At 71.1% G+C, this 24,834-nt stretch carries 21 protein-coding genes; 10 read left to right on the top strand and 11 right to left on the bottom strand.

Translation table 11 applies throughout. The features are described from left to right. Positions 1–697, top strand: a 697-nt coding sequence (locus EJK15_RS51455; protein WP_240777746.1) for a DNA polymerase, incomplete at its 5' end; no start/stop codon positions are given. Positions 698–730: 33 nt separating this feature from the next. On the opposite strand, the gene EJK15_RS51450 is transcribed toward EJK15_RS51455, so the two are convergent. The 8 genes from EJK15_RS51450 to EJK15_RS51415 form a co-directional block, all read right to left on the bottom strand. Next, positions 731–1,999, bottom strand: coding sequence for an MFS transporter (locus tag EJK15_RS51450; RefSeq protein WP_240777745.1), 1,269 nt, complete (start codon positions 1,997–1,999; stop codon positions 731–733). Positions 2,000–2,084: 85 nt separating this feature from the next. Beyond that, positions 2,085–2,900: an MOSC domain-containing protein gene (locus EJK15_RS51445; protein ID WP_138717787.1), complete on the bottom strand. Its 816-nt coding sequence runs from the start codon at positions 2,898–2,900 to the stop codon at positions 2,085–2,087. Then, positions 2,897–4,213 carry an MFS transporter gene (locus tag EJK15_RS51440; protein ID WP_138717786.1) on the bottom strand — a complete coding sequence of 439 codons (1,317 nt, stop codon included), beginning with the start codon at positions 4,211–4,213 and terminating at the stop codon, positions 2,897–2,899. The genes EJK15_RS51445 and EJK15_RS51440 overlap by 4 nt, the downstream gene beginning before the upstream one ends. A gap of 56 nt (positions 4,214–4,269) precedes the next feature. Then, a complete protein-coding gene (locus EJK15_RS51435) occupies positions 4,270–4,842 on the bottom strand; it encodes a TetR/AcrR family transcriptional regulator (protein ID WP_138717785.1) in 573 nt (190 codons plus the stop codon). A 135-nt stretch (positions 4,843–4,977) separates the two neighbouring features. Next, the gene (locus tag EJK15_RS51430; RefSeq protein ID WP_171075018.1) at positions 4,978–7,086 is read right to left on the bottom strand and encodes a serine/threonine-protein kinase; all 2,109 of its coding nucleotides are present in this window, start codon (positions 7,084–7,086) and stop codon (positions 4,978–4,980) included. A gap of 139 nt (positions 7,087–7,225) precedes the next feature. Then, positions 7,226–8,626: a YlbE family protein gene (locus EJK15_RS51425; RefSeq protein ID WP_138717783.1), complete on the bottom strand. Its 1,401-nt coding sequence runs from the start codon at positions 8,624–8,626 to the stop codon at positions 7,226–7,228. Then, entirely contained in the window at positions 8,623–10,065 is a 1,443-nt protein-coding gene (locus EJK15_RS51420; RefSeq protein ID WP_138717782.1) for an FdrA family protein, read from the bottom strand. The genes EJK15_RS51425 and EJK15_RS51420 overlap by 4 nt, the downstream gene beginning before the upstream one ends. After that, positions 10,062–10,922, bottom strand: coding sequence for an oxamate carbamoyltransferase subunit AllH family protein (locus tag EJK15_RS51415; protein ID WP_240777744.1), 861 nt, complete (start codon positions 10,920–10,922; stop codon positions 10,062–10,064). The genes EJK15_RS51420 and EJK15_RS51415 overlap by 4 nt, the downstream gene beginning before the upstream one ends. 130 nt (positions 10,923–11,052) lie before the next feature. Here EJK15_RS51415 and EJK15_RS51410 point away from each other — a divergent pair, with 130 nt between their 5' ends. From EJK15_RS51410 to cutA, 6 genes are all read left to right on the top strand, one after another. Beyond that, a complete protein-coding gene (locus tag EJK15_RS51410) occupies positions 11,053–12,660 on the top strand; it encodes a PucR family transcriptional regulator (protein WP_138717780.1) in 1,608 nt (535 codons plus the stop codon). An 11-nt stretch (positions 12,661–12,671) separates the two neighbouring features. Beyond that, positions 12,672–12,881: an RNA-binding S4 domain-containing protein gene (locus EJK15_RS51405; protein ID WP_138717779.1), complete on the top strand. Its 210-nt coding sequence runs from the start codon at positions 12,672–12,674 to the stop codon at positions 12,879–12,881. A gap of 160 nt (positions 12,882–13,041) precedes the next feature. Next, complete coding sequence (locus tag EJK15_RS51400) at positions 13,042–14,454, top strand: uracil-xanthine permease family protein (RefSeq protein ID WP_138717778.1); 1,413 nt, start codon at positions 13,042–13,044, stop codon at positions 14,452–14,454. Further along, positions 14,451–15,323: an FAD binding domain-containing protein gene (locus tag EJK15_RS51395; RefSeq protein WP_138717777.1), complete on the top strand. Its 873-nt coding sequence runs from the start codon at positions 14,451–14,453 to the stop codon at positions 15,321–15,323. The genes EJK15_RS51400 and EJK15_RS51395 overlap by 4 nt, the downstream gene beginning before the upstream one ends. Further along, positions 15,313–15,789: a (2Fe-2S)-binding protein gene (locus EJK15_RS51390; RefSeq protein WP_138717776.1), complete on the top strand. Its 477-nt coding sequence runs from the start codon at positions 15,313–15,315 to the stop codon at positions 15,787–15,789. The genes EJK15_RS51395 and EJK15_RS51390 overlap by 11 nt, the downstream gene beginning before the upstream one ends. Beyond that, positions 15,786–18,146: an aerobic carbon-monoxide dehydrogenase large subunit gene (gene cutA, locus EJK15_RS51385; RefSeq protein WP_138717775.1), complete on the top strand. Its 2,361-nt coding sequence runs from the start codon at positions 15,786–15,788 to the stop codon at positions 18,144–18,146. Before EJK15_RS51390 ends, cutA begins: the two co-directional genes overlap by 4 nt. A 70-nt stretch (positions 18,147–18,216) precedes the next feature. Here the strand turns inward: cutA and EJK15_RS51380 are convergent, their stop codons facing one another. Together EJK15_RS51380 and EJK15_RS51375 are read right to left on the bottom strand one after the other, a co-directional pair. Then, the gene (locus tag EJK15_RS51380; RefSeq protein WP_240777743.1) at positions 18,217–19,251 is read right to left on the bottom strand and encodes an RNA-binding protein; all 1,035 of its coding nucleotides are present in this window, start codon (positions 19,249–19,251) and stop codon (positions 18,217–18,219) included. Between the two features lie 683 nt (positions 19,252–19,934). Next, complete coding sequence (locus tag EJK15_RS51375; RefSeq protein ID WP_138717774.1) at positions 19,935–20,174, bottom strand: hypothetical protein; 240 nt, start codon at positions 20,172–20,174, stop codon at positions 19,935–19,937. A 245-nt stretch (positions 20,175–20,419) separates the two neighbouring features. Between EJK15_RS51375 and EJK15_RS51370 the strand changes: the two genes are divergently transcribed. From EJK15_RS51370 to EJK15_RS51360, 3 genes are read left to right on the top strand one after another with little or no spacing between them, the layout of a single operon-like run. After that, complete coding sequence (locus EJK15_RS51370) at positions 20,420–21,436, top strand: leucine-rich repeat domain-containing protein (RefSeq protein ID WP_138717773.1); 1,017 nt, start codon at positions 20,420–20,422, stop codon at positions 21,434–21,436. 53 nt (positions 21,437–21,489) lie between these two features. Then, complete coding sequence (locus EJK15_RS51365) at positions 21,490–21,918, top strand: hypothetical protein (protein ID WP_138717772.1); 429 nt, start codon at positions 21,490–21,492, stop codon at positions 21,916–21,918. A 37-nt stretch (positions 21,919–21,955) separates the two neighbouring features. After that, positions 21,956–22,381: a hypothetical protein gene (locus EJK15_RS51360; protein ID WP_138717771.1), complete on the top strand. Its 426-nt coding sequence runs from the start codon at positions 21,956–21,958 to the stop codon at positions 22,379–22,381. Here EJK15_RS51360 and EJK15_RS75430 read toward each other — a convergent pair whose 3' ends face one another. After that, positions 22,382–24,658, bottom strand: a complete 2,277-nt coding sequence (locus tag EJK15_RS75430) for a PQQ-dependent sugar dehydrogenase (protein WP_240777747.1) — start codon at positions 24,656–24,658, stop codon at positions 22,382–22,384. Positions 24,659–24,834: the final 176 nt, after the last annotated feature.

The raw sequence follows: 24,834 nt of genomic DNA, 5'->3' as shown, positions 1-24,834 counted from the left end.
CCCCAAGGTGATGCGGCGGGTGGTGGTGGCCGACGACGGGTGGGTGCTGATCGTCGCCGACGCGGCCCAGCTCGAGCCGAGGGTGCTGGCCGCGATGGCGGGGGACCACGGGCTGGCCAGGGCCGCGGGGGAGATCGACCTGTACTCGGCGCTGGCGAAGTCCTTCGGCGGCCAGCGCGACAACGCCAAGATCGCGATGCTGTCCGCCATGTACGGCGGCACCAGCGGCGACGCGCCCAAGCTGCTGGCGGTGATGCGGCAGCGGTTTCCCCAGGCGTACCAGTTCGTGGAGGACGCGGCCAAGGAGGGGGAGGAGGGGCGGCTCGTACGATCCTGGCTCGGCCGCACCAGCCCGCCGCCGTCGTCCCGATGGAAGGAGCTGGTGTCGGGGCCCGAGGGCGGGCGGGCGGCCCGGGACCGGGGGCGGTTCACGCGGAACTTCGTGGTGCAGGGTACGGCGGCGGAGTGGGCACTGGCGCTGCTGGCGGTGCTGCGCGGGCTGCTGCCGGAGCCTGCCCGGCTGGTGTTCTTCCAGCATGACGAGGTGATGGTGCACTGCCCGATCGAGCAGGCCGAGACGGTGATGGCGGCCGTGTCGTCGGCGGCGGGCGAGGCCACCAGGCTGCTGTTCGGGCAGACGCCTGTGCGGTTCCCGATGGAGGCGGTGGCGGTCGATTGCTACGCCGACGCCAAGTGACCGCCCGGCAGCGCGAGTGGTGCGGGGGTGGTGTCAAGGGCGGGTGCGGTGCCAGGTGGTGGCCAGCCAGAGGCCGGCCAAGGCCACCATGATGCCGACGCCCAGGCCGAGGGCGCCGAACGACAGGAGGCCCACGATCCCGCCCGCGATGATCGTGCCCGTGGCGCCGCAGACGTTCATCAGCAGGTCGGACAGTCCCTGGACGGAGGGGCGGCGGTCGATGGGGACGGACTCCGTGACCAGGGCGGAGCCGGCGACCAGGCCGCATGACCAGCCGAGACCGAGCAGGAACAGGGCCGCCGTCACCTGCCAGACGCGGTGTCCCGCCGTGCCGGCCAGGGCGGCGGCGGTGAGGAGCAGGGTCATGCCGAGCATCAGCACCGGGATCTTGCCCACCTTGTCGGCGAGCCAGCCGACGAGCGGGGAGAACATGTACATGCCCGCGATGTGCAGGCTGATGACCAGGCCGATGACGTCCAGGCTCGAGCCGTCGTGGTGGAGCTTGACCGGGGTCATCGACATGACGGACACCATCGCCGTGTGGCTGACCGCGATCATGACCAGCGCCCGGCGGGCCATCGGGGTGGTGCGGAGGGTCTGCCAGGCGGTCCTGATCGTGCGGTTGCCCGCCGTACCGGAGTCCTTGGCGCCGTCCAGTTCGCGGGCCAGCGTCAGCGGGTCGGGGCGCAGGAAGCCGACGATGATCACCAGTGCCAGCGCGAACGCCAGCGCCGCGAACGCGAACGGCCCCGCCTTCTCCACCAGCCCGAGCCGCATGCCGATCTGGTCGGCGGGCTTGGCCAGGTTCGGGCCGGCGACGGAGCCGATCGTGGAGGCCCAGACGACCAGCGACAGATGCCTGGCCGCGCGGCCCTTCGGCGACAGGTCCGTCGCCGCGTACCGCGCCGCCAGGCCGCCCGCGCTGCCGCCGCCCACGAGCACCAGCCCGGCGAGCAGCAGCGGCCACGTGCGCAGACTGATCGCGAGCACTGAGATCGCGCAGCCCGTCAGCGCCGCCACGTACGCCAGCGACAGCCCCGCGCGGCGCCCGCCCCTGCCGGAGGCCTTGGCCGTGGGCAGTGCCAGCAGCGCCGCGCCGAGCACGGTGGCCGTTCCGGCGAAGCCGCTGATCACCGTGGACCCCGACAGATCGTCGACCACGACCGAGCTGAGCGCCAGCCCGACGGCGACCCCCACGCCGCCCACGATCTGCGCCGCCGACAACACGCCCAAGGTGCGGCGCTGGATGATCTGGATCCGGTCAGGAGGGGAGACAGCGGGCTTTGTGGGGGTGCTGGTCACCTGTGAAGTCTCGCATAGCCTCCAACATCACCCCAAAGGGGACGGCTGCCGCTTTGCATCGGCAAGGCCGATTTTTCGCGATGTTTCAGAGAATGGTGATGGAATCTCCCTGGGCAATCCGGCCGGGCCCGTCCGGGATCAAATTGATGCCGAACCAGACCTTGCCGTCCCACCTGCGATGCCGGGCCAGCGTCCTGATGGGCTCCTTGCCCTTGGTGTACGTGGCGGTGTCGATCGTGGTCAGCACGCACCGGGCGCAACCTTTGCTCACGCGGAAGTAGACCTCGCCGATGCGCACCCGCTTCCACTCGTCCTCGGCGAACGGCGTACCGATCCCGTCGACCACCACGTTCGGCCGGAACCTGTGCATGGGCAGCGGCTCGGGCACCTCCTCGCCGCGCTCCACCGCGCCCTCGGCGATCCACTCGTTGAGCCGCGCGAGCGAGGCGGTCGACGTGAGCAGCAGCGGATAGCCGTCGGCCAGGCTCACGCGGTCCTCCGGCCGGCCGTACGCGGGATTGACCGGGCGGCGGGTCGGGTCGTCGAGCCACTTGAGCCTGACCGGCTGCCCCGCCAGCTCCGACAGCCAGCCCGCCGCGTCGTCCCCGCAATCGGTGAGCTCCACCGGCGTCCCCCACACGCTGACCGTGGAGATCGAGCTGTCCGGTGTGACCCGCAGCGGTTCGGCGTGGGGGCCGGTCAGCATGAGCGTGTCGCCGTCGACCCTGGCCAGGCAGGCCAGCAGCCTCGGCTCCTCGCGAGCGGTCAGGATCCCGCCGCGCTCGTCGGTGATCAGGTAGCGGCGGTCGCCCGCCAGGCCCCAGGGCTGCACCTCGGCCTCGTGGATCTCATGTCCGGCGGTGGACTTGACGGGGTAGAAATGGATGCTCGCCAGCTTCATAGGGTCGACCGTATCTCACCGTTTTCGGAGGGTTCAGGTAGGGCGGCGGCCTCCGCGCGGTGCAGGCGTCCGGACACCAGCACCGTGGCGAGGGAGGCCGCGCCGATCGCGGCTCCGATCCAGGCGACCGACGGGTAGCCGAGGCCCGCGCCGATGGACAGGCCGCCCAGCCAGGGGCCGACCGTGATGCCGACGTTGAACGAGGAGACGTTCACGGCGGCGGCGAGCGTGGGGGCGTTCTTGGCCAGGGCGAAGACCCGGGTGTTCAGCGCGGGGTTGGTGGCGAAGCCGAACGCGCCGAGCAGGAAGATCAGCGGGACGGCGAGGAGCGGGACGGACGCGGCCAGGGCCAGCGCCGCCGAGGTGACGACGAGGCCGGCGATCCCGGTGTAGAGGGAGAGGAACGGGCGGGCGTCGGCGGTCCTGCCGCCGATGGTGATGCCGATCAGGCAGCCCACGCCGTAGAGGGCCAGGACGGCGGGTACCCAGGCGGAGTCCAGGCCGGTGGTGTCGACGAGCAGCACGCTCAGGTAGCTGAAGGAGGCGAGGAGGGCTCCGGTCGTCAGGGCGGTGGTGCTGTAGGCGAGCCAGAGCTTGGGGCTGGTCATCGAGCGGAGTTCGGTGGCGACGCGCGGGCCCGCTCCGGCACCTATCCCGGCCGTAGCACCTGTCCCGGCCGTAGCGCCGGTCGGGGCCGCGGCGCCGGTCCGCGGTTCGTCGCCGGAAGCCGGTGCCGGCCGCGTGTCGCCGGTCGCGGCGGCTCCCGGCCTGCCGCCCGGGATGGTGGCGAGGATGCCGGCGCCGGCGAGCACCGACAGGGCCGCAACTGCCCAGAACGCCGCCCGCCAGCCGAGGTGCTGGCCGATGACGGTGCCGGCGGACAGGCCGATGATGGTGGCGACCGTCAGGCCGCCCGCGAGGACGCCCATCGCCTTGCCGCGGGCGTTCGCGGGCACCAGGCCGAGCGTGGTGCTCGCGGCCACGGCCCAGAAGCCGGCGTACACGAAGGCGCCGACGACCCTGGTGGCGAACAACGTGCCGTAGCTCGACGTCAGCGCGCCCACCACGTGCGACAGGGCGAAGACCACCAGGAACGTCAGCAGCGCCGTACGGCGGGGCCAGCGCAGCGTGACGACGGCCAGCACCGGCGCCCCCACCAGCATCCCCATCGCGAACGCCGAGATCAGCAGCCCCGCATCCGGCACGGACACGCCCAGGTCGGCGGCCATCTCGGGGAGCAGCCCGGCCAGCATGAGCTCCGAGGTGCCCTGAGCGAAGATCGAAAGGCCCAGTATGTATACCGCCAATGGCACGGCGGACTCCTTCCACAGTTTTAGATTGATCAGTTCAAAACGAGGGCGCGAAAAGGTCAGAAGGCGTCCAGCGCGGTTCGCGCGATGGCTTCGAGCGCGGCCCGGTCGGCGCCGCCGCGGGCCGCCACGCGCAGCCCGCTGACCGCGGCGAAGACGAAGTGGGCGAGCGCGAGCGGATCCTTGGCCGCGTCGATCTCGCCTCGGGAGCGGCCGGTCTCGATCGCCGAGCGCACCAGCTGCAGCCGCCGCTCGTTGTCGCGCCGCAGCAGCTGCGCGATCTCCGGATCGCGCGGGGCCAGCTCGATCATCGAGTTGACCACCAGGCAGCCGATCGGCTCCGTGGGGTCGGGCTCGACCGCCCACCACAGCACGGTCCGCACCTTCTCCTTGATCGGCAGATCGCCGTCCATCAGCTCGGCGAGCACGGCGTTGCGCTCCTTCATGTAGTGGCGCAGCGCCTTCTCGAACAGGTCGTGCTTGCTGGCGAACGTGTTGTAGATGCTGCTGCGCCCGAGCCCGGTGGCCGCGCACAGGGCCTGTGTCGAGGTGGCCTCGTAGCCCGCCTCCCAGAACGCGCGCATGGCCGCCTCGACCGCCCGGCCCTCCTCGAACTTCCTCGGTCGCGCCATGCGCAGCACCCTAGCACGTTTTGGAACGATCGGTTCAATACGGAAGGGGAGCTTGCTCCCCTTCCGGGGAAACGCCTCTTCCCTTGTGGGGTTGTTCGTTTTGGGGGGTGCGTGGGGGGCTTGCCCCCCGCGGGGTCAGGTGGTCTGCCGGAACGTGTCCAGGAACACCTTGCGCGTCTCGGCCTGGTCGTCCCACTTGAGCTCGGGCAGGTCGAACGTGATCTTGAACGCGCTGGTGTCGTCGATCGTGACGTACCTGGTCAGCGCGTGCATGGGGACGCCGTTGGGGGTGGTGTAGGTGTACTCCCAGTCGGCGGACTTCCAGCCGCGGAACTTGACCGTCTGGAGCTGCACCTGGATGTAGCTCTCCAGACCGCCGTCGGCCTCCTGCCTGCCGAGCTCGGACAGCCCGCCGTCGGCCTGCGGGGTCGCCTGTTCGACCAGGATCCGGAAGCCGGAGTCCTTCGGCCCGCTGAACGTGGCCTCGCCGCCCGACGTGGCCAGTTTCCAGTCGTCCGGCACCGCGGCCGAGAAGCCGGCGGGAGTGTGCTGCTTGTAGCCCTCGGGTGCGGCCGAGGGGGCGGCCTGCCGCGTCGTGGCGGTGGCGGCCGGCGTGTTGAGTGCCAGTTGGGGCGTCCCGCCGGTCGGCAGCATGATCAGTGCGGCGCCGATGACGACGGCCACCGCCAGGAGCCCGCTGACGATCGAGAGCGGCGTGGGCCGCCCGCCGCGGATCCAGAGACCGTCGTCCTCCTCCGGCCTGCGCCTGCTCTTGCCCGTGCGCTGGCCCGTGCGCGACGCCGCGCTCGGCAGCGTGGCCAGGCGGCTGTGGCCGATGCCGTGCGACAGGTCGCGCGCGTGCTCGCGCAGGTCGTCGGCCGAGGCCAGCGGCCAAGGGGTCGCACCGGAGGTCGAGGACGTGCGGCTGTCCGAGGTCAGCGGCAGGATCGGCGGGGGGCGCGGGCCCGAGGGGTTGTCCAGGTCGTCGTAGGAGTCGCCCGCCATCCGGGACGGTCCCGGAGGGGCGGAGAACGGCGGCGAGACCTGCGCTCCAGAAGGGCTGCCGAGCGACGGCGGGCCGCCGTCCGTCCGGTACGGCCCAGAAGGGCTGGTGAACGGGGCGAAGCCGCCCGGCAGCTGGTCGGTCCTGTGGCTGCCCGACGGGGTCGACAGCCCCTCGTACGGCATCGAGTGGCCGCCCGACGGGCTGGTCAGCGGGTCGTACGGCACGCGTACCGGCCCCGAGGGCGTCTCCACGATGCGCGAGGGCAGCGGCCCTGACGGCGTTTCCAGCGGCGGCAGCATCCCGGCGGGCGTCGGGTCGGCCGGGCTGGGCAGCGTCTCGGGCTTGCGCGGCCGGGGTGAGCCGTGCGCGCGCAGCACCGTCTCCAGCATCTCGATGACCTGCGTCGCGGTCAGCCGCTCGGCAGGGTTCTTGCGCAGCAGACCCTCGATCACCGGTGCCAGCGAGCCGGCCCGCTGCGGCCTGATCGGCTCCTGGGTGAGCACGGAGCCGAGCACCGCGACCGGGTCCGGCCCCTCGTACGGGGGCCGCCCCTCGACGGCGGCGTACAGCGTCGCGCCGAACGACCACAGGTCGGCCGCCTGCGTGATCGACTGCCCGGACAGCCGCTCCGGCGGGATGTACGCCGGCGACCCCATGAGCAGCCCGGTCTGCGTGATGTTCACGTCGCCCTCGATGGCGGCGATGCCGAAGTCGGTCAGCACCACCCGGTCCGAGGTCAGCAGCACGTTGCCGGGCTTGATGTCGCGATGCAGGATTCCGCCGGCGTGCGCGTGCATGAGGGCGTCGAGCACCCGGATGCCGATCTCGGCGGCCTGGATCACCGGAAGCGGCCCGCTCTGGCGTACGGCCTGCTCAAGGGACCACGCGCGGACCAGCTCCATCACGATCCACGGCCGGCCGTCCTCCTCGACGACGTCGTGCACGGTCACGATGCCGGGGTGCGTCAGCCGCGCGGCCGACCTGGCCTCGCGCAGCATGCGCCGGTGGGCCACCTGCTTGCCCGCGTGGTCGAGCCCGTACGGGAGGATCAGCTCCTTGACCGCCACGTCCCGGTCGAGCAGGACGTCGTGTGCGTGCCACACCATGCCCATGCCGCCCCTGCCGACCGGCGACATGAGGCGGTAACGCCTGCCGATCAGGCGACCCTGGTTCTGCGGCGCCCCCCTCGCGGCACCGCCCTCTGAGCCGGGCCCGCTGTGCAAGCGGTCGGCTGACATGTTCCCGCCCCCATTTCGCCTCATCCGTCACGTGCGTCGCGCGCTACTTGCAGATTATGAGGTTCGTTACGATATCGGCGGGGAATCCGCATGGGAAGTTGATGTCCCTTTACAGCACTGCTGACGTGCGGAAATGTAGCTATTCAAATGGATCAGTTACTGCGTCGGCCAGTGCCAGCAAAGCGCTGACGAACGCCTCGGCAGGCGGTCTGACCAGGCCCGCACCGACTTGTCCTGTTCCTGGGACGCGGCCCGCGATGCCGGTGTTGACCACGGGCAGCAGGCCGGTCCTGGCCACGAGCGTGACGTCGATGCCGGCCGGCGTGCCGCGGAAGCCGAGCCCCGGGATCTGGTAGGCGGGGTGCTCGGCGAGCGTGATCTCGTACATGGAGCGGGTGGCCCGCACGGCGTCGGCCACCTCGCCGCCCACGAACCGCACGATGGCCGGCGACGCCGCCATCGCGAACCCGCCAAGACCCGACGTCTCGGTGATCGTGGAGTCGCCGATGTCGGGGTTGGCGTCCTCGGGGCCGTACGAGCCCAGGTAGAGCCCGTCCGGCACCCCGGCGGGGCCGGTGAACCACCGTCCGCCCAGCCCGGACACCTGCACGCCGAAGTCTGTGCCGTTCCTGGCCATGGCGACGACCATGGACGAGCCGGGGATGTCGCGGGCCGCGTCCGTGCTGACCTTGGCCGCGGCCATGCCGGCGTTCAGGAAGAAGTGGTCGTTGCCGTTGATGAAGCGCAGCACCTGCGCGGCGCTGCCGGGGGCGGCCTCGACCACGTACGGGGCCAGCTCGCGCAGCAGCAGCGAGGTGGCGGCCCGGTTGCGGTTGTGCAGCTCGTCGCCCATCTGCAACGCTTGCGCCATCAGCGCGCGCAGGTCGATCGGGCCCGCCAGCTCCAGCGTCGCGGCCAGCGCGGGGCCGAGCACCTCGTCCATCCAGCGCAGCCGCTCCAGCACCTCGGGCCCGTACGCGCCGTACCTGAGGACCTTGCCCAGGCCCTCGTTCAGCGAGCAGTAGGCGGTGCCGCCATGCTCCTCGTCGCGTACCTCGAACAGCCACATGGACGGGCTCACCACGCCCGCCATCGGGCCCACGGTGGCGTGCTCGTGGCACGGCCGCAGCGCGATCTCGCCCGCCGCCAGCCCTGCCACCAACCGGGCCTCCGCGTCGCGCTCGTCGCCGGCCAGGCCCTCCAGCAGCATCGCGCCGATCAGCGCACCGCGCATCGGCCCCGACGCGCGCTCCCACGAGATCGGCGGGCCCGCGTGCAGGAACGTGCCCTCGGCCAGCACCTCCGACGCACGCCGCACCCCGACCAGGTACGGCCGTGCGGCGGTCAGCCGGCCGGCGGCCAGCTCGTTGGCGGCCTGCCTGCGCGGGTCGGCCAGCACCTTGACCAGCGCCTCGGCGGTGCCCGGCAGGGGCGGGCGCCAGTCCACGGGGGTCGTCGGCACCGCCTGTGCGGCCAGCGCCTCGTCGAGCAGGCCCGCGCCGGCCGTGATGACGCGGGACGGGGCGGAGAGCGGGATCATAGGAGACTCCTGGCGTGCCGGGCCGCCTGGGCGTTGGACAGGAACACGGCCGCGCCCGCCTCGCGGAGCGCGGCGGCCTGGCGGTGCAGGTCCTGCGGGTCGCCCAGGGTGCCGACGAGGGCGACCACGACGGTGGCGGGGGTGCGGGCGACGGCGGGCGCGAGCGAGGCGGCGGGATCGGGGTCGGCACCGTGGCCCAGCACGACGTCCATGAGCACCACGTCCGTCTCCCGTGCCCGGGCCAGCGCCTCCACACGCAGCGTCGGGTCGATCATGGGGTGCGCCCGTCCTCTGGTGTACGCGTCGTCGCCGTAGTCGACGAACTCGCCCTGACCGGCGACCGCCGCGGCCTCCAGGCTGAGCGTCCCACCGGCGTAAATGCCGTTGATCGTCTTTTTGGCGTCTCCTCGTGACGTCCCCGGCCAGGACGGCCACTCGGGGACAGGCCTCCCGAGCGCCCGCAGCGCCTGCTCGGTGGCCTCCGTGAGGTCGGCGGCATGTGATGCGCCCGAGTCCGGCACGGCTTTTGATGCGCGCGAGTCCGGCGCGGGACTTGATGCGCGCGAGTCCGGCGCGGCACTCGATGCGCCCGAGTCCGGCGCGGCGAGCAGCGCCGGCACCACCGGCGTGCGCAGCCCGGCCACGGCCTCCTCCACGGCCCGCGCCACCTCGGGCGCGGGCGGCTTGGAGACGAGCACGATCAGCTCGGTGGCCGGGTCCTCGTCGAGCAGGCGCAGCGCGCGCAGCGTCGACAGGCCGCCGACCTCGGCCGACATGTCCCTGCCGCCCACTCCCAGGATGTGGCTGACGCCCGCGCCCGCCCAGTCGAGCAGCGACGTCACCTGCTGGGCGCCCGTGCCCGACGCGGCCACCACGCCGACGGGGCCGGGGGCGAGGACGTTCGCGAAGCCCAGGCCCACGCCGCCGAGCGAGGCGGTGCCGCAGTCCGGGCCCATCACCAGGACGTCTCGCCGCTCCGCCAGCTCCTTCAGCCACCGCTCCTGCGCGACGGGCACGCCGTCGCTGAAGATCATGACGGGCAGCCCGGCCATGACGGCGTCGTACGCCTCGCAGAAGGCGTGCTCGCCCGGCACCGAGACCAGAACCAGGTCGGCCGGCGCCCGCGCGGCGGCCGAGCGGGTGGTCAGCGGGGGCTGCTCGGTCGCGGTGCCCGGCCGCTGGAGCGTGGTGAGCTGCCGGTCGGCCTCCGCGACGGCCGCATCCGTGTCGCGGGCGCGTACGGCGATCAGCAGGTCCCCGGGGCCGGCCTCGGGAACGGTGAAGCCGAGGTCCCTGATGACCGCGACGTTGAGCTCGGTCGCCATGGCGACCATGGCCGCCTCGACGCCCGGCGCGTCGGCCAGCGCCCGGCTGACCCGCATGAGCTGGACCGAGTCGTAGTACGCCCCCTTGCGGACCAGCACGGTCTCGGCGCTCACCGCTGCCCGCCCAGGGCCAGTACGGCGTCCACGCCGATGGCGATGCCCTGGGCGAGGTCGGCGCCCGAGGTGTGGCCGAGGCGGTGCAGGCGGCGCAGCGCCGGTTCGAGCGCCTGCCTGCCGGTGACGCCGCGCAGCACCGCGAGCACCTCGGGGCTGGCCTCGCCCCTGGCCGCGCAGTGCAGCAGCGTGGCCGAGAGCGGAGTCGTACGCGTGCGCGCGTCGAACGTGACGGTCGCCCCCAGCCAATCGGCCAGCCACACCGCCCGGTCCGCCTCCGTCGCCGCGCCCAGGTGCCGCAACGTGACCAGCAGCCCCGCCAGCACGTCGTCCCCGCTCGGTGTGAGCCCCGGCCCGAGGCCCACGAGTTGCTCGGCCGCCGTCACGACCCCCAGCAGCCAGCCTTTCGCGCAGCTGCCGGCGAGCGACTCGACCGCGCCGTTGCCGGCCAGGCCGGGACCCGGCTCCGCGGGACGCGCCAGGAGCACGGCCGCGTCGGCGAGCTCCGTCCGGTCGGCCCGGCCCAGCGGTGGGGCGGGATCCCACCAGCGGCGGACGCGCAGGCTCAGCGGCCCCAGGTCGATCCCGCGGTCGCCCACCGACGCCTCGTCACCCACCGTGACGTGCGGCAGAGGGCCGGCCAGCAGCACCGAGTTCGGCAGCCTGGTGGCCTCGCCGGTGATGACCGCGATCACCGAAGGCTCCAGATCGGTCCTGACCTCCAGGTACACCCCCGCCGGGAAGGCGGCGAGCACGCGGGCGGGGCGTCGCGGCGACTCCAGGAGAGGGCGTACCGCCGCGCTGGCCGCGCCCGAAACATGGATGCGGGTACGCCGCGCGTGAGTACTGACCGTCACCGAACCTCCCAACCGACCATGGACCTGACCGTAGAACGGCCAGGGAACCCTCCGTACGGAGAAATTTGCCAACAGTCAGCGGGAAGGTTGGCTCTTCCTGACAGACCGCTTCTGGGGTCACAATTTCCTCATGGAGCCCCCAGTCCGTCTCGCCAGCACCGGAACGATCATTCACGGTGTGTCCGTAGGAGAGGTGCTCGGCGTGTCGACCCTCGCGGAGGCCCGGCTCATCGCCGGGGAGAGCGGGCTCGGCCGCATCGTCCAGCGGCTCAACGTCATGGAAGTGCCCGACATACTGGCCTGGGTCAAGCCGCACGAGCTGCTGCTCACCACCGGCTACCCGCTGCGCAACACGCCGCAGTCGCTCGGCCGGCTCGTGGCCGACCTGGACGAGCGCGGGCTCGCCGCGCTCGCGATCAAGCTCGGGCGGTACGTCGACGAGCTGCCCGGGGAGATGGCCGAGCAGGCCGACCGGCTCGGCTTCCCGCTCATCCTGCTGCCGAACGACGTCGGCTTCGACGACATCCTCAACCAGGTGCTGACGGACATCCTCAACCGGCAGGCCGCCGTGCTCGCCCGCGCCGAGGAGGCGCACCGGGCGCTGGTGCAGGTGGTGCTGGCCGGCGGCGGGCTCAACGAGGTCACCGCCGAGGTGGCGCAGCTGCTCGACGTGTCCGTCGCGGCCGTGGACGGCGCGGGGCACCTGCTCGCCACCGCCGGGCCCGCCGCCCACGTCGCCGTGCTGCGCGAGTCGATCTCCCGCGAGGGGCCGCCGACCTCGCCTGCCCGCACGTCGGGGCGGGGGCGGGAGTTCGCGTCGGTGCCCGTGCTGGCCGGCGGGCACCACCACGGCCGGATCGTCGCCTACAGCGCCTCGGGGGCGATCAGGGAGAGCGACGTCGGCATCCTCGAACGGGCCGCCACCGTCGCCGCGCTCGTCGTCACCCGGCAGGAGGCGGTCAACGCGGTCGAGAGCAAATACCGCGCCGACTTCCTGCGCGACGTGCTCACCGGGCGGGCGGGCACCGCGGAGCGGGTCACGACCCGGGCCAGGGCGTTCGGATGGGACCTTGCGCGGCCGGTGACCGTGCTGGTGGCCGAGCTCGACCCGGACGGCGACGAGCGCACCGCCCAGGACCGGCTCGTGTCGTGCTGGACGGCGGCGATCAGGCGGCACGACCCGCGCGGGGCGGTGGCCGGGTTCTCGCACGAGGTGGTGGCCGTGGTCGACGCCTCCATCGACGCCACCCGCGTGGCCAGGGACGCGGCCTCGGCGTTCGCCGACGTGCCGCCCGCGACGTTCTCGACCGGCACGTCCCGGCCGAGCCCGGGGGCGGAGACGCTGCCGGAGGCGTACTCGCAGGCGCTGAAGGCCGCCCGGGTGGGCCGCCAGCTGCACGGGCCCGGCGCGGTCGCCCACTTCGACCAGCTCGGCGTCTACCGGCTGCTGTCGCTGGTGAACGACACGGACGAGCTGCACGCCTTCGTACGCGAGACGCTGGGGCCGCTCGCGTCCGAGGACGACGGGGAGAACGCCGACCTCAGGCGGACCCTGCAAGTGCTCCTGGAGACCAACCTCAACGTGGCGGAGACGGCCCGGCGGCTGCACTTCCACTACAACACGCTGCGCTATCGGATCGGGAAGCTGGAGCGGCTGCTCGGCAACTTCACCGACGACCCGCACCTGCGGCTCAACCTGACCCTGGCCCTGCACGTGCTGCGGATGCGGGGCATCTAGGCTGGGGCCTCGTGGACCTGGATTTCGAGCTGAGCTCCGACTACATCCCGCTGTGCGACCTGCTGAAATACTGCGGGATCACCGAGACGGGCGGCATGGCGAAACACCTGATCGCCGAGGGCATGGTGCTGGTGGACGGCGAGGTGGAGCTGCGCAAGACCGCCAAGATCCGATCGGGGCAGGTGGTCAGCGGCGAGGGATTCGTCATCCACGTGGCCTGACCCTCACATGGCGGCCGATCTAGTGTGCGCGAGGTTTCACTGGTGATCGGCGCAGATTTGGCAGATCATGCCCGTGTAGGAGCGTCCGGGCGGGCCTAATGTGCCCGCAACGGAACGTGTCGCCGGCCCAGCAAAAGGCCCAGCACAAGAGGGGCTCTCAATGGTTTTGGGATGGACCAAGCACGGTGACGGCAAGCACCTGGCGCCCGGAGAGGTGGTCAGGCCCGACGAGCGCCTGAGCTGGCCCAGGATGGTGGGGTTCGGCGCGCAGCACGTGATCGCGATGTTCGGCGCGACGTTCGTCTTCCCCCTGGTCATGGGGCTGGATCCGAACGTCGCCGTGATGATGTCCGGCGTCGCGACGATCATGTTCCTGCTGATCGTCAAGGGGAAGGTGCCCAGCTACCTGGGCACCAGCGCGTCCTTCGTGGGCGGCGTGTTCGCCATCAGGGCGGCCTTCGGGGGCGACACCGCGGGCGCGGACGCGATCGTGACCGGCGCGATCCTGGTCGCCGGGTTCGTGCTGGCGCTGGCCGGCCTCGCCATCCACTTCCTCGGCGTGCAGATCATCCACCGCGTCTTCCCGCCTGTGGTCACCGGCGCGGTCGTGATGCTGATCGGCTTCGGGCTGGCGTTCGTGGTGGCGGACGTCTACTGGCCGCAGGACCACTGGATCGCGCTCGTCACGATGCTGATCACGTTCCTGGTGATCGTGCTCTTCAAGGGGTTCATCGGGCGGATCGGGGTGCTGGTCGGGCTCGTCTCCGGGTTCGTGCTGTCGTGGCTGCTCGACCGGACGGCCGGGCCGATCAGCTCCGTGCTGCCCGGCGCCAACCTGCGGGACGCGGCAGGGAACCCCTGCCCGGCCGAGGGCACGTACTGCGTGGCCACGGCGTTCCCGCACGACCGGGTGAACTTCGATGCGGTGGCCTCGGCGCCCTGGTTCGGGCTGCCGAGCTTCCACGCGCCCGACTTCCGGTTCTCGGCCGTGCTGCTGGTGCTGCCCGCGGTCATCGCGTTGATCGCGGAGAACATCGGGCACGTCAAGGCCGTGGGCGAGATGACGAAGACCGACGTCGACCCGTACGTCGGGCGGGCGGTGGTCGCCGACGGCGTCGGGACCGTGGTGACCAGCGCCGTCGGCGGCTCGCCCACCACCACCTATGCCGAGAACATCGGGGTCATGGCGGCGACCAAGGTCTACTCCACCGCCGCCTACTACATCGCCGGGATCATCGCGATCCTGTTCGGGCTGTGTCCCAAGTTCGGCGCGCTGGTCGCCGCCACGCCGGGCGGCGTGCTCGGCGGCGTCACCGTCATCCTGTACGGCATGATCGGGCTGCTCGGCGCGAAGATCTGGATCGAGAACCGGGTGGACTTCGCCGACCCCGTCAACATGGTTCCGACCGGCGCGGGCATCATTCTGGCCATCGGACCCGTGAGTCACTTCATCGGCGGCGAGTTCACGCTGGAGGGCATCGCGCTCGGCACCATCGTGGTGCTGGGCGGATACCACCTGCTGCGGGCCATCGCCGGGCGGGCTCCCGAGCCGGCCAGGAGCGAAGCCGGGTGAAGCCGCCGCCGTTCGACTACCACGCCCCCCGCGACGTCGGGGCCGCGCTGCGGACCCTCGCCGAGGTCCGGGGCAAGGTGCTGGCCGGAGGGCAGAGCCTGATCCCGATGCTGAACATGCGCCTGGCGGCGCCCGAGCATCTCGTCGACATCAACCGGGTGGCGTCGCTGGGCGGCATCGGCTCCACCGAGGCGGGGGTGACCGTCGGCGCACTGGCCCGGCACGGCGAGGTGGAGCGGGCCGGGGCGCATCCGCTGCTCACCCGGGCGCTCAAGCTGGTCGCGCACCCGGTGATCCGGAACCGGGGCACCGTGGTGGGCAGCCTCGTGCACGCCGACCCGGCCGCCGAGTTGCCCGCGGTGCTGGCCGTCTTGGGAGGTTCTGTACGGGTTGCCCGGTGGGAGGGGGACTCCCAGGTGACGAGGGAGGTCCCGGCCGAGGACTTCTTCGTCGGGCCCATGGAGTCGGCGGTGCAGCCGGGCGAGCTGGCCGTGTCGGCATATTTCCCGGCATTGGGACCACGGACCGGGGGCGCCTTCGAGGAGGTCGCCCGCAGGCACGGGGACTACGCGCTGGCCGGGGTCTGCGCCGTGGTCACGCTGGACGAGGACGCCTGCGTCAGCGCCGCCAGGGTCGCCTGCATCGGGGTGGGGCCCGTGCCGGTGGTCGTGGACGTGGCCGGGGCGTGCGGGTATCGCCCCGCCCACGAGGCCGACTGGGCGGGGGCGGCGCGGGCCGTAATGGACGAGACCGAGCCGGAAGGCGACATCCACGCCTCGGCCGCCTACCGCCGCCACCTGGTGAGGGTGCTCGCCGAGCGGGCGCTGCGGAACGCGGCGAGGGAAGGGGCGGCAATCCGTGGAGCATGAGATCACGCTCGTCGTGAACGGCACTGCCAGGCGAGTGAGCGTACCGGCCCGCCGGCTGCTGTCCGACTGCCTGCGCCACGACGTCGGCCTGACCGGCACGCACGTGGGCTGCGAGCACGGCGTCTGCGGGTGCTGCACGGTGCTGCTCGACGGGCAGCCGGTGCGCTCGTGCCTGACGTTCGCCGTCACCGTGGACGGCCGCGAGATCACCACCGTGGAGGGGCTGGCGGGGGCGGACGGGCTCTCGCCCGTACAGCGGGCATTCGCCGAGTGCCACGGGCTCCAGTGCGGCTTCTGCACCCCAGGCTTCCTCTGTACGGTGACCGCCCTGCTGAAGGAGAACCCGGCGCCGACGGAGGAGGAGGTGCTGGAGGGCATCTCGGGCAACCTGTGCCGGTGCACCGGCTACCAGAACATCGTCAAGGCCGTCCACCGGGCCGCCGAGCTGCTGGCGGAGGAGGCATGACGACGAAGCTGTTCGGGGAGCCCGTACCGCGGCGGGAGGACCCCAGGCTGCTCACCGGGAACGGCCGCTACCTCGACGACCTGGGACGCGACGCCCTCGCCGCCGCGTTCGTGCGCTCGCCGCACGCGCACGCCCGCATCCGCGACATCGACGTCGACGCGGCGCTGGACGTGGCCGGGCTCGTCGCCATCTACACCTGGGAGGACCTGCCCGAGCGGGTGGGCCGGGCGCTGCCGCTGCTCATCCCGCATCCGGCGCTCACCCACGGGCGCACCGCGTACCCGCTCGCCAGGGACGTCGTCAGGCACGTCGGCGAGCCGGTGGTGATGGTCGTGGCCGCCGACCGGTACGCCGCCGAGGACGCCTGCGCGCTCATCGAGGTCGACTACGAGATCCTCAAGCCGGTCGTGGGCCTGGAGGAGGCCGTCCAGGGCGCCCAGCTCGTCCACGAGGACGTGCCGGGAAACGTCGGCGCGAACCTCGTCCAGGAGGTCTCGGGCGCGGACGGGCGTGGCGCGCGGGAGGCCATCGAGACCGCGCCGCACACCCTGGCCTTCCGGCTCGACATCGAGCGCAGCGCCAGCATGCCGCTGGAGGGCCGCGGCGTGTACGCCCGCTGGGACGGCCGCGACCTGCGCGTCTACTCCAGCACCCAGACCTCCACCAGCGTCCGCATGGCCGTCGCCGCCACGCTCGGGCTGCCCCTGCCGCAGGTCGAGGTGATCGCGCCCGACGTCGGCGGCGGGTTCGGCGTGAAGATCGTGCACCCGTGGCCGGAGGAGATCCTCGTGCCGTGGGCGGCCATGACGCTCGGCCGCGAGATCAAGTGGACCGAGGACCGCAGGGAACACTTCATCTCGGCCGCGCACGAGCGCGGGCAGGTGCACCACGTCCGCGCCGGGTTCGACGACGAGGGGCGGATCCTCGCGCTGGACGTGACGATCCTGCACGACCACGGCGCCTACACGCCGTACGGGATCATCGTGCCGATCGTCACCTCCACCCAATTGCTCGGGCCGTACAAGATCGGGGCCTATCGGGTCGAGTTCAGCGCCGTCTACACCAACACCGTGCAGGTCACCCCCTACCGGGGCGCCGGCCGCCCGCAGGGCGTGTTCTGCATGGAGCGCACCATGGACAAGATCGCCCGCTACCTGGGCAAGGACCGGACCGAGGTGCGCGCGGTCAACTTCATCCAGCCCTCCGAGTTCCCGTACGACCAGGGGATGACGTTCCAGGACGGGCGGCCGCTGATCTACGACAGCGGGAACTACCCCGAGATGCTCCGCATGGTGAAGGAGCTGATCGGCTGGAACGAGCACGAGCCGCGGCCCGGCCGGGGCATCGGGATCGGGTGCTACGTCGAGGGCACCGGGGTCGGCCCGTACGAGGGCGGGCACGTGCAGGTGACCTCCGACGGTCGCGTGCACGTGTCCACGGGGCTCACGTCGCAGGGCCAGGGGCACGAGACGGTGTTCGCCCAGATCGCCGCCTCCGAGCTGGGCGTGCCCATCGAGCGGATCAGCGTGGTCACCGGCGACACGCGCAGGTTCGGGTACGCGGTCGGCACGTTCGCCTCCCGCGCGGCCGTCGTCAGCGGCAACGCCATCGCCCTGGCCTGCCGGAAGGTCCGCGACAAGGCGCTGCGCATCGCCGCCGACGCGCTCGAGGCCGACCCTGCCGACATGGAGATCACCGACGGCATGGTGCACGTCGCCGGCGCCCCGACCGCGTCCATCCCGCTGTCCACGGTCGCCGTGCTGGCCAACCCGCTGCGGTACGCCTTCGACGACGAGGCCGCCAAGGCCACCCAGTTCTCCGGCACCGCGTCCCCCGACCGGCCGCCGATCGCCGAGGGCGAGGAGCCGGGGCTGGAGGGACGCGACTACTACTCGCCGATCAGGTCCACGTTCGCGTCGGGCATGCACGCGGCCATCGTCGAGACCGACCCGGACACCGCCGAGATCAAGATCGTGCGCTACGCGGTCGTGCACGACTGCGGGCGGCTGATCAACCCGATGATCGTGGAGGGGCAGATCCACGGGGGAGTGGCGCAGGGCATCGGCGGGGCACTCTACGAGCGCATGGTGTACGACTCGCACGGCCAGCTCGTCAACGCCTCTTTCATGGACTTCCTCATGCCGTACGCCACCGAGATCCCGCACATCGAGACCGGCCACCTGGAGACCCCCTCACCGCTCAATCCGCTCGGCATCAAGGGCGCGGGCGAGGCGGGCGTCATCCCCGTCTCGGCCGTCATCGCCTCGGCCATCGAGGACGCCGAGGGCATCGCGATCGACCGCATGCCGATCTCCCCGTCGGAGCTCTTCGACCTGCGCGCCGCCCGCGAGGAGTGACCCGGCCTCCGGAGCCAGCCCCAGACATCCGATCTACCTAAGCTGACTACACCTCTATGGGCGGTGAGCGTTAGGGCATCCATCGTGCGCGGAGAACGCCATCGGGGTCGGGCATCACGGCGGCCATCAGCGGGGTACGTTCGTCCGCGTAGCCGGAAAGAATCAGCACCGCGCGGGCTTCAGCCAGCATGGCGGGCAGTGCCGGATACTCAGTTTCGTCGACTGTCAGGCTGGTGATGTGCCCCCGAGGGTGCTGCCAGACGATCTCAACGGAGCCCTCGTCGGGAAGGCCGGCAAGGGCTGTGTCCAGGTCCGTCGATAGGTCGGGCCAAATCAGCAGCCTGGCCCGCGGGGTGAGCCGGGTTCGTGTCGGGGCAACCTCATCGAGGGTGACCCGGTGCCAGCGTGAGGCGTTGGAGAGATAGCCCTCTTCAAGCACCACCGCACCTTGCTTGCTGATGAGAACATCCAGCTCGGCCCAGAATGCGTCGTCGGCGGGGCGTCGTCGCGCAGAATCGTCTTCATCGAGTTGCGGGTCGTACGGTGACTGGTTGATCGGTTCGGCGAAGAGCCCGCGCTGGTGGGTGAGCGCCACCGCGTGCGGGCACGGTAGCGCGCTGCCGACATAGGCGTACTGGTCGTAACCGATGTGGACGAAGAAGCGGTCCTCGACCTCCAAGCGGCACCAGGCACCGTTGTCGCGCAGCATCGCCCGGACCAATTCCAGGGCGACAGCCATCGGCACCTGCGCGCCGTCGTGGTAGCCGGTCAGGTCGGGCGGGAACAGCCCGGCCAGGCCGTGACCGTCGATCGGGGGGTCTACACCAAAGTTGACGAAGCCGGTCACCCCGGGTTCCCGGATGGTGAGGTGGGTGATGCCGGTTTCTTCGGCGAAAGCGGCCACAGACGCCAGGTAGGCCGCTTCCACAGGGCCGTGATCGCTGTCCACGTCCTCGGGACCGACGTAGTGACCGTGCTCGTTGCGGTCGGCCGGGTCGTACTTGGTGACGCGGTAGACATGAAGTCTTATGGCGGTTCGGTCACCGGTCGGATATGCCTCAGGTGAGGATGCCTGTGAGCCGGGACCGGCCGTGGGAGCGTTCACCGTCCCCATTTTGGCAAGCTCTGGTCTTCCCGCGATACTCCACGTTGCTCAGATGGCTGCACTTGGCCTCCTGACGACGTCTGTCGTCAGGGTCATCGCTATGTCTCTCCTCTGGAGAGGGGTACAGCTCTGTCCGTGGACCCATCGTGGACCAGAGAGGTTCCGACTGCGGGCTGCCAGGATGTTTTTGCAGGTCAACCGCGCAAGGCTGGGTATTTCTGCAATCCTCTCCGGAGCCGGGTGCGTAGGTTCGAATCCTAAAGGGGGCACACGATCTTGAGCAGCGCTTCAGGCCGTTGACCAGGGCGAACATCGTAGGTGCGGGCGGGTCTCCAGTCTCACGGAGTCCCTCCCGTTCTCGTTGACGATCGCTGGACGCATTTATCACTCGCGATGTGATCATGTCAAGCCACACCTCGGATATCCCCGGCACCCTCATCGGAGGCGAGGCGGCAAGGTATCCGGTCCTCGCTCCGGTCGGCTCAGGTTCCTTCGGAACTGCTTGGCCAGCACCGGCGTTGAGGTGGGGGTTTACCTTAGGGGAGCAAGGTGAGGGCGGTTACGTGCTTCGGCTTGACGGCGTGGAAGTGCCTGTGATCAAGGGTGGCGACTTCGCAGGCGCTCGTGGTCCCGGTCCTTGCGGTTGAGTACGGCATACAGAGGGCCGGTATCGCAGATCAGCATCAGCTGCTCTGCCGGAAGTGATCTCGGAGGATGTCCTCTGACCGCTGAGCGCTGTCAGCTTCGTCGGCGACGATGCCGGCGAAGGAGAGCGTCCGTCGTCTCTCCGCTTGCTCGGCGATCGGTGCCGGCTGGTCGTGAACCAGCTCGAGTGCGACGGCGCGCAAGGCCCGTGCCTGGGTGAGCGTAAGCCGATCGACCAGGCGATGAAGGTCTTCGTACTCCTCATGCGGCGCACTCATACATTGGAGTGTATGTGGTGAGATCGATTCGATCTTGCTAACGCGAATGCTGACAAGGGGTTTCGACGATCATGGACGGCTGTGGACGGGCCAACTCGTCACGGCGATGTGCGAGCGGGCCAATGGAAGGATCTGCACCGCCGACGTAGGCCGCGCTCGCCAGACGCCCTCAGCGCCCGGCGACGGCGCGTACGTCGTCCTCGGAGGGCACTCGAAGAAGCGCCTCGCATGGGATGATCGGCGGCATGCGCGCGCCCGATGCCGGCCTGACCGCCTTCCCCGCCGTCCCGGACGACGTCCGGCTGATCGACCTGGCCTGGAACGAGATCGCCGAGGCGCCCGCATGGGTGGCGGGGCTGGCCCAGCTGGAGGAGCTGCGGCTCGACGGCAACGGCCTGCGCCGGCTGCCCGACCTCTCCGGGCTCACCGCGCTGCGCGCGCTGCACCTCGACGGCAACGAGCTGACGTCCCTCCCGGGCTGCCCGTCGCACCTGGAGACGCTCTCCCTGTACGGCAACCACGTCGCCGCCCTCCCCGACCCGCTCCCCGCCACGCTGCGGCACCTGGCGGCCGGCGGCAACGGGCTGACCGAGGTGCCCGGCTCGCTGTGGAAGCTGGCCGGGCTCGAATCGCTCAACCTGGCCGAGAACGCGCTCACCGAGATCCCCGCGGCCATCGGCGGGCTGACCCGGCTGCACATGCTCGACCTTGGCCACAACCGGCTCACCGCGATCCCGCCCGAGCTCGGTGACCTGGAGCTCACCGACTACCTCTACCTGAGCGACAATCTGTTCACCGAGGTGCCCGCGTCGGTGGGGAGGCTGGACCGGCTCGCCTACCTCAACCTGACCGACAACCGCCTCGCCCGCCTGCCGGACGCGATCGGCTCCATGGCCGCGTTGGTGGAGCTGCGGCTCTACAACAACCGGCTGGAGGCGCTGCCCGAGACGATCGGCGGCCTGGCCCGGCTGCGCGAGCTGCACCTGCACGGTAACCGGCTGGCCCGGCTGCCCGCCGCGATCGCCCGGCTCGGCGAGCTGCGGGTGCTCGACCTCCGCGACAACCGGCTGCGTGAGCTCCCGGACGTGATGCCGTCCAGGCTCACCCACCTCGACCTGCGCAACAACCGGCTGCGCGAGCTGCCGGAGGGACTGGCCGAGCTTCCCGCGCTGGAGAAGCTGGACCTACGGTGGAACAAGCTCGACGGCGATCCCGGGGTGCTGCGGAGGCTGGCCGCGCGCGGATGCGTCGTGCTGCGTTAAACCGAGGTCGTCCTGTGCTGAACCGGCGCCCCGGGTCCTGCGTACCTCCGCACATGACGACATTTCCACGTCTGGCCGCTTTCGCGCTGCTGGCCGGGCTGGTCGCTGGCTGCTCCCAGTCCATCGGGAACACCAGCGACTACGTCGCAGCAGGCAAAAACCCCCAGAACTCGGCGCCGCTCACGGTCGAGCAACTCGCCACCAAGGTTGACTGCAAGCCAAAAATGCAGGTCGACGCCACCGAAATCCGCACGGGGTACTGCAAGACGCAGGAGGGCGAGTTCTTCGTCAACACCTTTGCTTCCGAGAAGCTCAAGGACGAGTGGATGGACCGGGCTCCGGAGTACAACCCCCATCTGGTCGGCCCCCGCTGGACCGTCCTGGGCCCGCTGGACGTGCTCGAGGCGATCCAGTTGCGGCTCAACGGCGACCTGCACCTGACGGACCACCGGGTCTCGCAGACGCCGAAGCCGAGCTCCTAGGCTGAACCCGGCCGGCGGGCGCTGCGTACCTTTGCACATGACGACATTTCCGCGTCTGGTCGCATTCGCCCTGCTGGCCGGGCTGGCCGCCGCCTGTGCCCCCGCCAGTGGGTACGGCGCCGGCGCCCCCGTAGCGGCGGCGGGGCAGGCCAACGCCGCGCCCCCCACCGTGGAGGGTCTGGCCGCCAAGGTCGGCTGCGAGCCACGCATGCAGGTGAACGGACCCGACACCCGCACCGGACACTGCAAGACCCCGGACGGCGAGTTCTTCGTCAACACGTTCAGGACCCAGGCCGGCCAGGACGCCTGGATGGAAGCCGCTCCCGTGGAGAACCCGCACCTCGCGGGCAACCTGTGGACGGTCCTGGCCGACCGCAAGGTGCTCGACCTGCTCGGTGAGCGGCTCGGGGGCGAGCTGCACCAGCCCGCCCACGGGGGCGAGCACATGCAGGTCGTCGGCTAGCTACCGCGTCCGCACCAGCTCGTACTGGGCCCTGATCTCGCCGGGGGCCGCCACCTTGTCCAGGAACATCAGCCCGTCCATGCGGCAGTCGCACGGGTTCTGCTCCCTGGTGTTCTGCGGAAAGCTACCGCCGATCTTGATGCCTCTCGGGTCCGTCTCCGAGGTGACGTCGGGCTCCGGATCGCCTTCGACTCCCCATGGGTCGCCGGCGACGGTGGAGAAGCCGTCGAGCGGCCGGCCGTTCCGGTACAGCTTCATCGTCGCGGTGTCGAAGTCGAACGTCGCGGCGAGGAACACCCACTGGTCCCGCGGCAGGATCTCCTGCCACGGACGGTCGGCGGCGAACGTCTGGGAGCTGCTCCCGTCCACGCGGCGGGCCAGCGCCACCACGCGCAGCTCGCCGTTCACGGTGATCAGTTCAAGGAGCGCCCGGACGTCGTGGCCCTGCGAAGTGCCGCTGAGCACCCCGGCCAGGCCGATCGCGTTGAAGAAGTCGGCCGGGTCCGCGGTGTTGGAGTTCGGGGCGGGGCCCGCACCCTGCATCTTGAACCAGCCCATGATCGTCACACCCTGGACGGCGTTGAACGCCCGCAGCGTGGGCACACCGCCCTCGCCGTAGACCCCGGCCTTCCAGTCGTCGTTGCCCGCCGTGGCCGGATCGACCTGCCGGGTCTGGAGCGCGTACGTGCTGCCCCGGTAGGCGCGGTCGGCCACGCGCATGCCGGCGCCGCCGTTGACCAGCGTGATGTTCGTGCCGGACAGGCCCTGGTCCTGCTCCTGGGCCGGGTCGCCGGGCAGCGGGTGCTCGAAGTCGTACGCCGCCACCAGGTCGTCGCGCAGGCTCGGCAGCACGTCAGGCGGCGTCCACTGAGCCTTCGTGATCTTCCAGATCTTGCCGTTCGCCTTCGACAGCGCATACAGCTCGCCGGCGCCGTCCCGGCCGAAGCGCAGGTCCACCCGGGTGCTCCCGGCCAGGGCCTGCATGGTCACCTGCTTGCCGGTGGCGTCCACCAGCCTGGGCTTGTAGATGGTGGCCCGGCGGCCGGTCTCCTCCCGCATCTGGGCGGCGACCGTGAAGAACACCTGGCCGTCCACGATGTCGCCGAACAGGTACTTGCCGTGCAGCAGCGGCAGCTGGTTCCCCCGGTAGACGAACCCGCCGACGACGGCGTGGCCGCTGTCGGACGTGCAGGAGTGGCCGGGCGGCGGGTCGTGGTCGTAGGCGGCCACCGGGTACGTGTAGCCGAATTGGGCGTCGTCGTCCGGCAGCGTGTAGAGGTGGCAGCGGTCGGCCTTGTTGAACAGGAACGGGCCCTCGCGCTCGCTCCAGCCCAGGTTGTCCCCTGGGCCGACGTCGTAGATCGCCTCGATGGCGTGCTCGCCGATGTGGCCGAGGAACATCCGGTTGCCGGCCTGCGGGTCCCAGCTGAAGCGGTGCGGGTCGCGCATGCCGTAGGCGTAGATCTCGCCGAGCGCGCCGGGGCGGCCGGTGAACGGGTTGCCGGCGGGGATGCCGTACTTGCCGTTGGCGCTGTTCGTGCCGAGCGGGTCGATCCGCAGGATCTTGCCGTGCGGGATGGCCAGGTTCTGCGGGTCGTCGCCGGCGACGCCGCGGCCGCCGTCGCCCGCGGAGACGTAGAGCAGGCCGTAGTCGTTGTCGCCGCGCCGGGCGGTCGGATTGAAGTCGATCTGCTGGATGCCGTGGATCTGGCCGGAGAAGCCGAGCCGGAGAATCTCCCTGCGGGTGCCGGTGAACGTGCTCGCCTTCGGGTTCGCGGCGGTCCACTCGGTGATCACGCCGTGGAACCTGGTGCCGGGCTGCGGCGTCAGGTCAGGGGTCTTGGTGGTGAGCGCGTCGCCCCACTCGGTGTGGACGGTGTAGAACTTGCCGTTCCTGCCGAAGTCGGGGTGGAAGGCGGTGAAGCCGAACCCGCTGCCGAGGCCGCGGCCCGAGATGAAGTCGGGCGCGAAGGTGGCGCCGACGTCGAGGTACTCCCGCGGCTGGCCGCCCGCTTTGCCGAGCAGGTAGAGCTTGCCGTTGAGGTCGTTGACGTAGAGGCGGCGCGAGCCGTCGGGCAGCTCGCCCAGGTAGTTGATCCGCGCCCAGCGGACCAGCCGCTGGTCGGTCGGCTCCGGGATCGTCTCGGTCTTCGGGAAGGAGGCGAACTCCTCCAGCGTCAGCGTGAGGCCCGACGGGGCAGGCTTCTCGGGGATGGGGTCGTCGATGGGCGCAGGCTCCGCCCGCGCGGCCGCCGGCGGCGCGAAGATCGACGTCATCACGAGGGCTAAGGCGACTGTCACATGACGAAGGGCTGTCATCGGGGAACCCCCTGCTCGCAACCGCTTCCGAAAGCGCTTACGTACCGTGCGGATCGTAACTCAGGAAAGAAAGTTGTCAATAGACCCGTGACGATGGTGCGGGCGGCGGCGGGGCCGTGGAGGCTCTGACGACC

Source organism: Nonomuraea basaltis, assembly GCF_005893125.1.
In the GTDB taxonomy this organism is placed as follows: domain Bacteria; phylum Actinomycetota; class Actinomycetes; order Streptosporangiales; family Streptosporangiaceae; genus Nonomuraea; species Nonomuraea basaltis.
The sequence above is the reverse complement of the archived record's forward strand: the minus strand, read 5'-3'. Positions and strand labels throughout refer to the sequence as shown.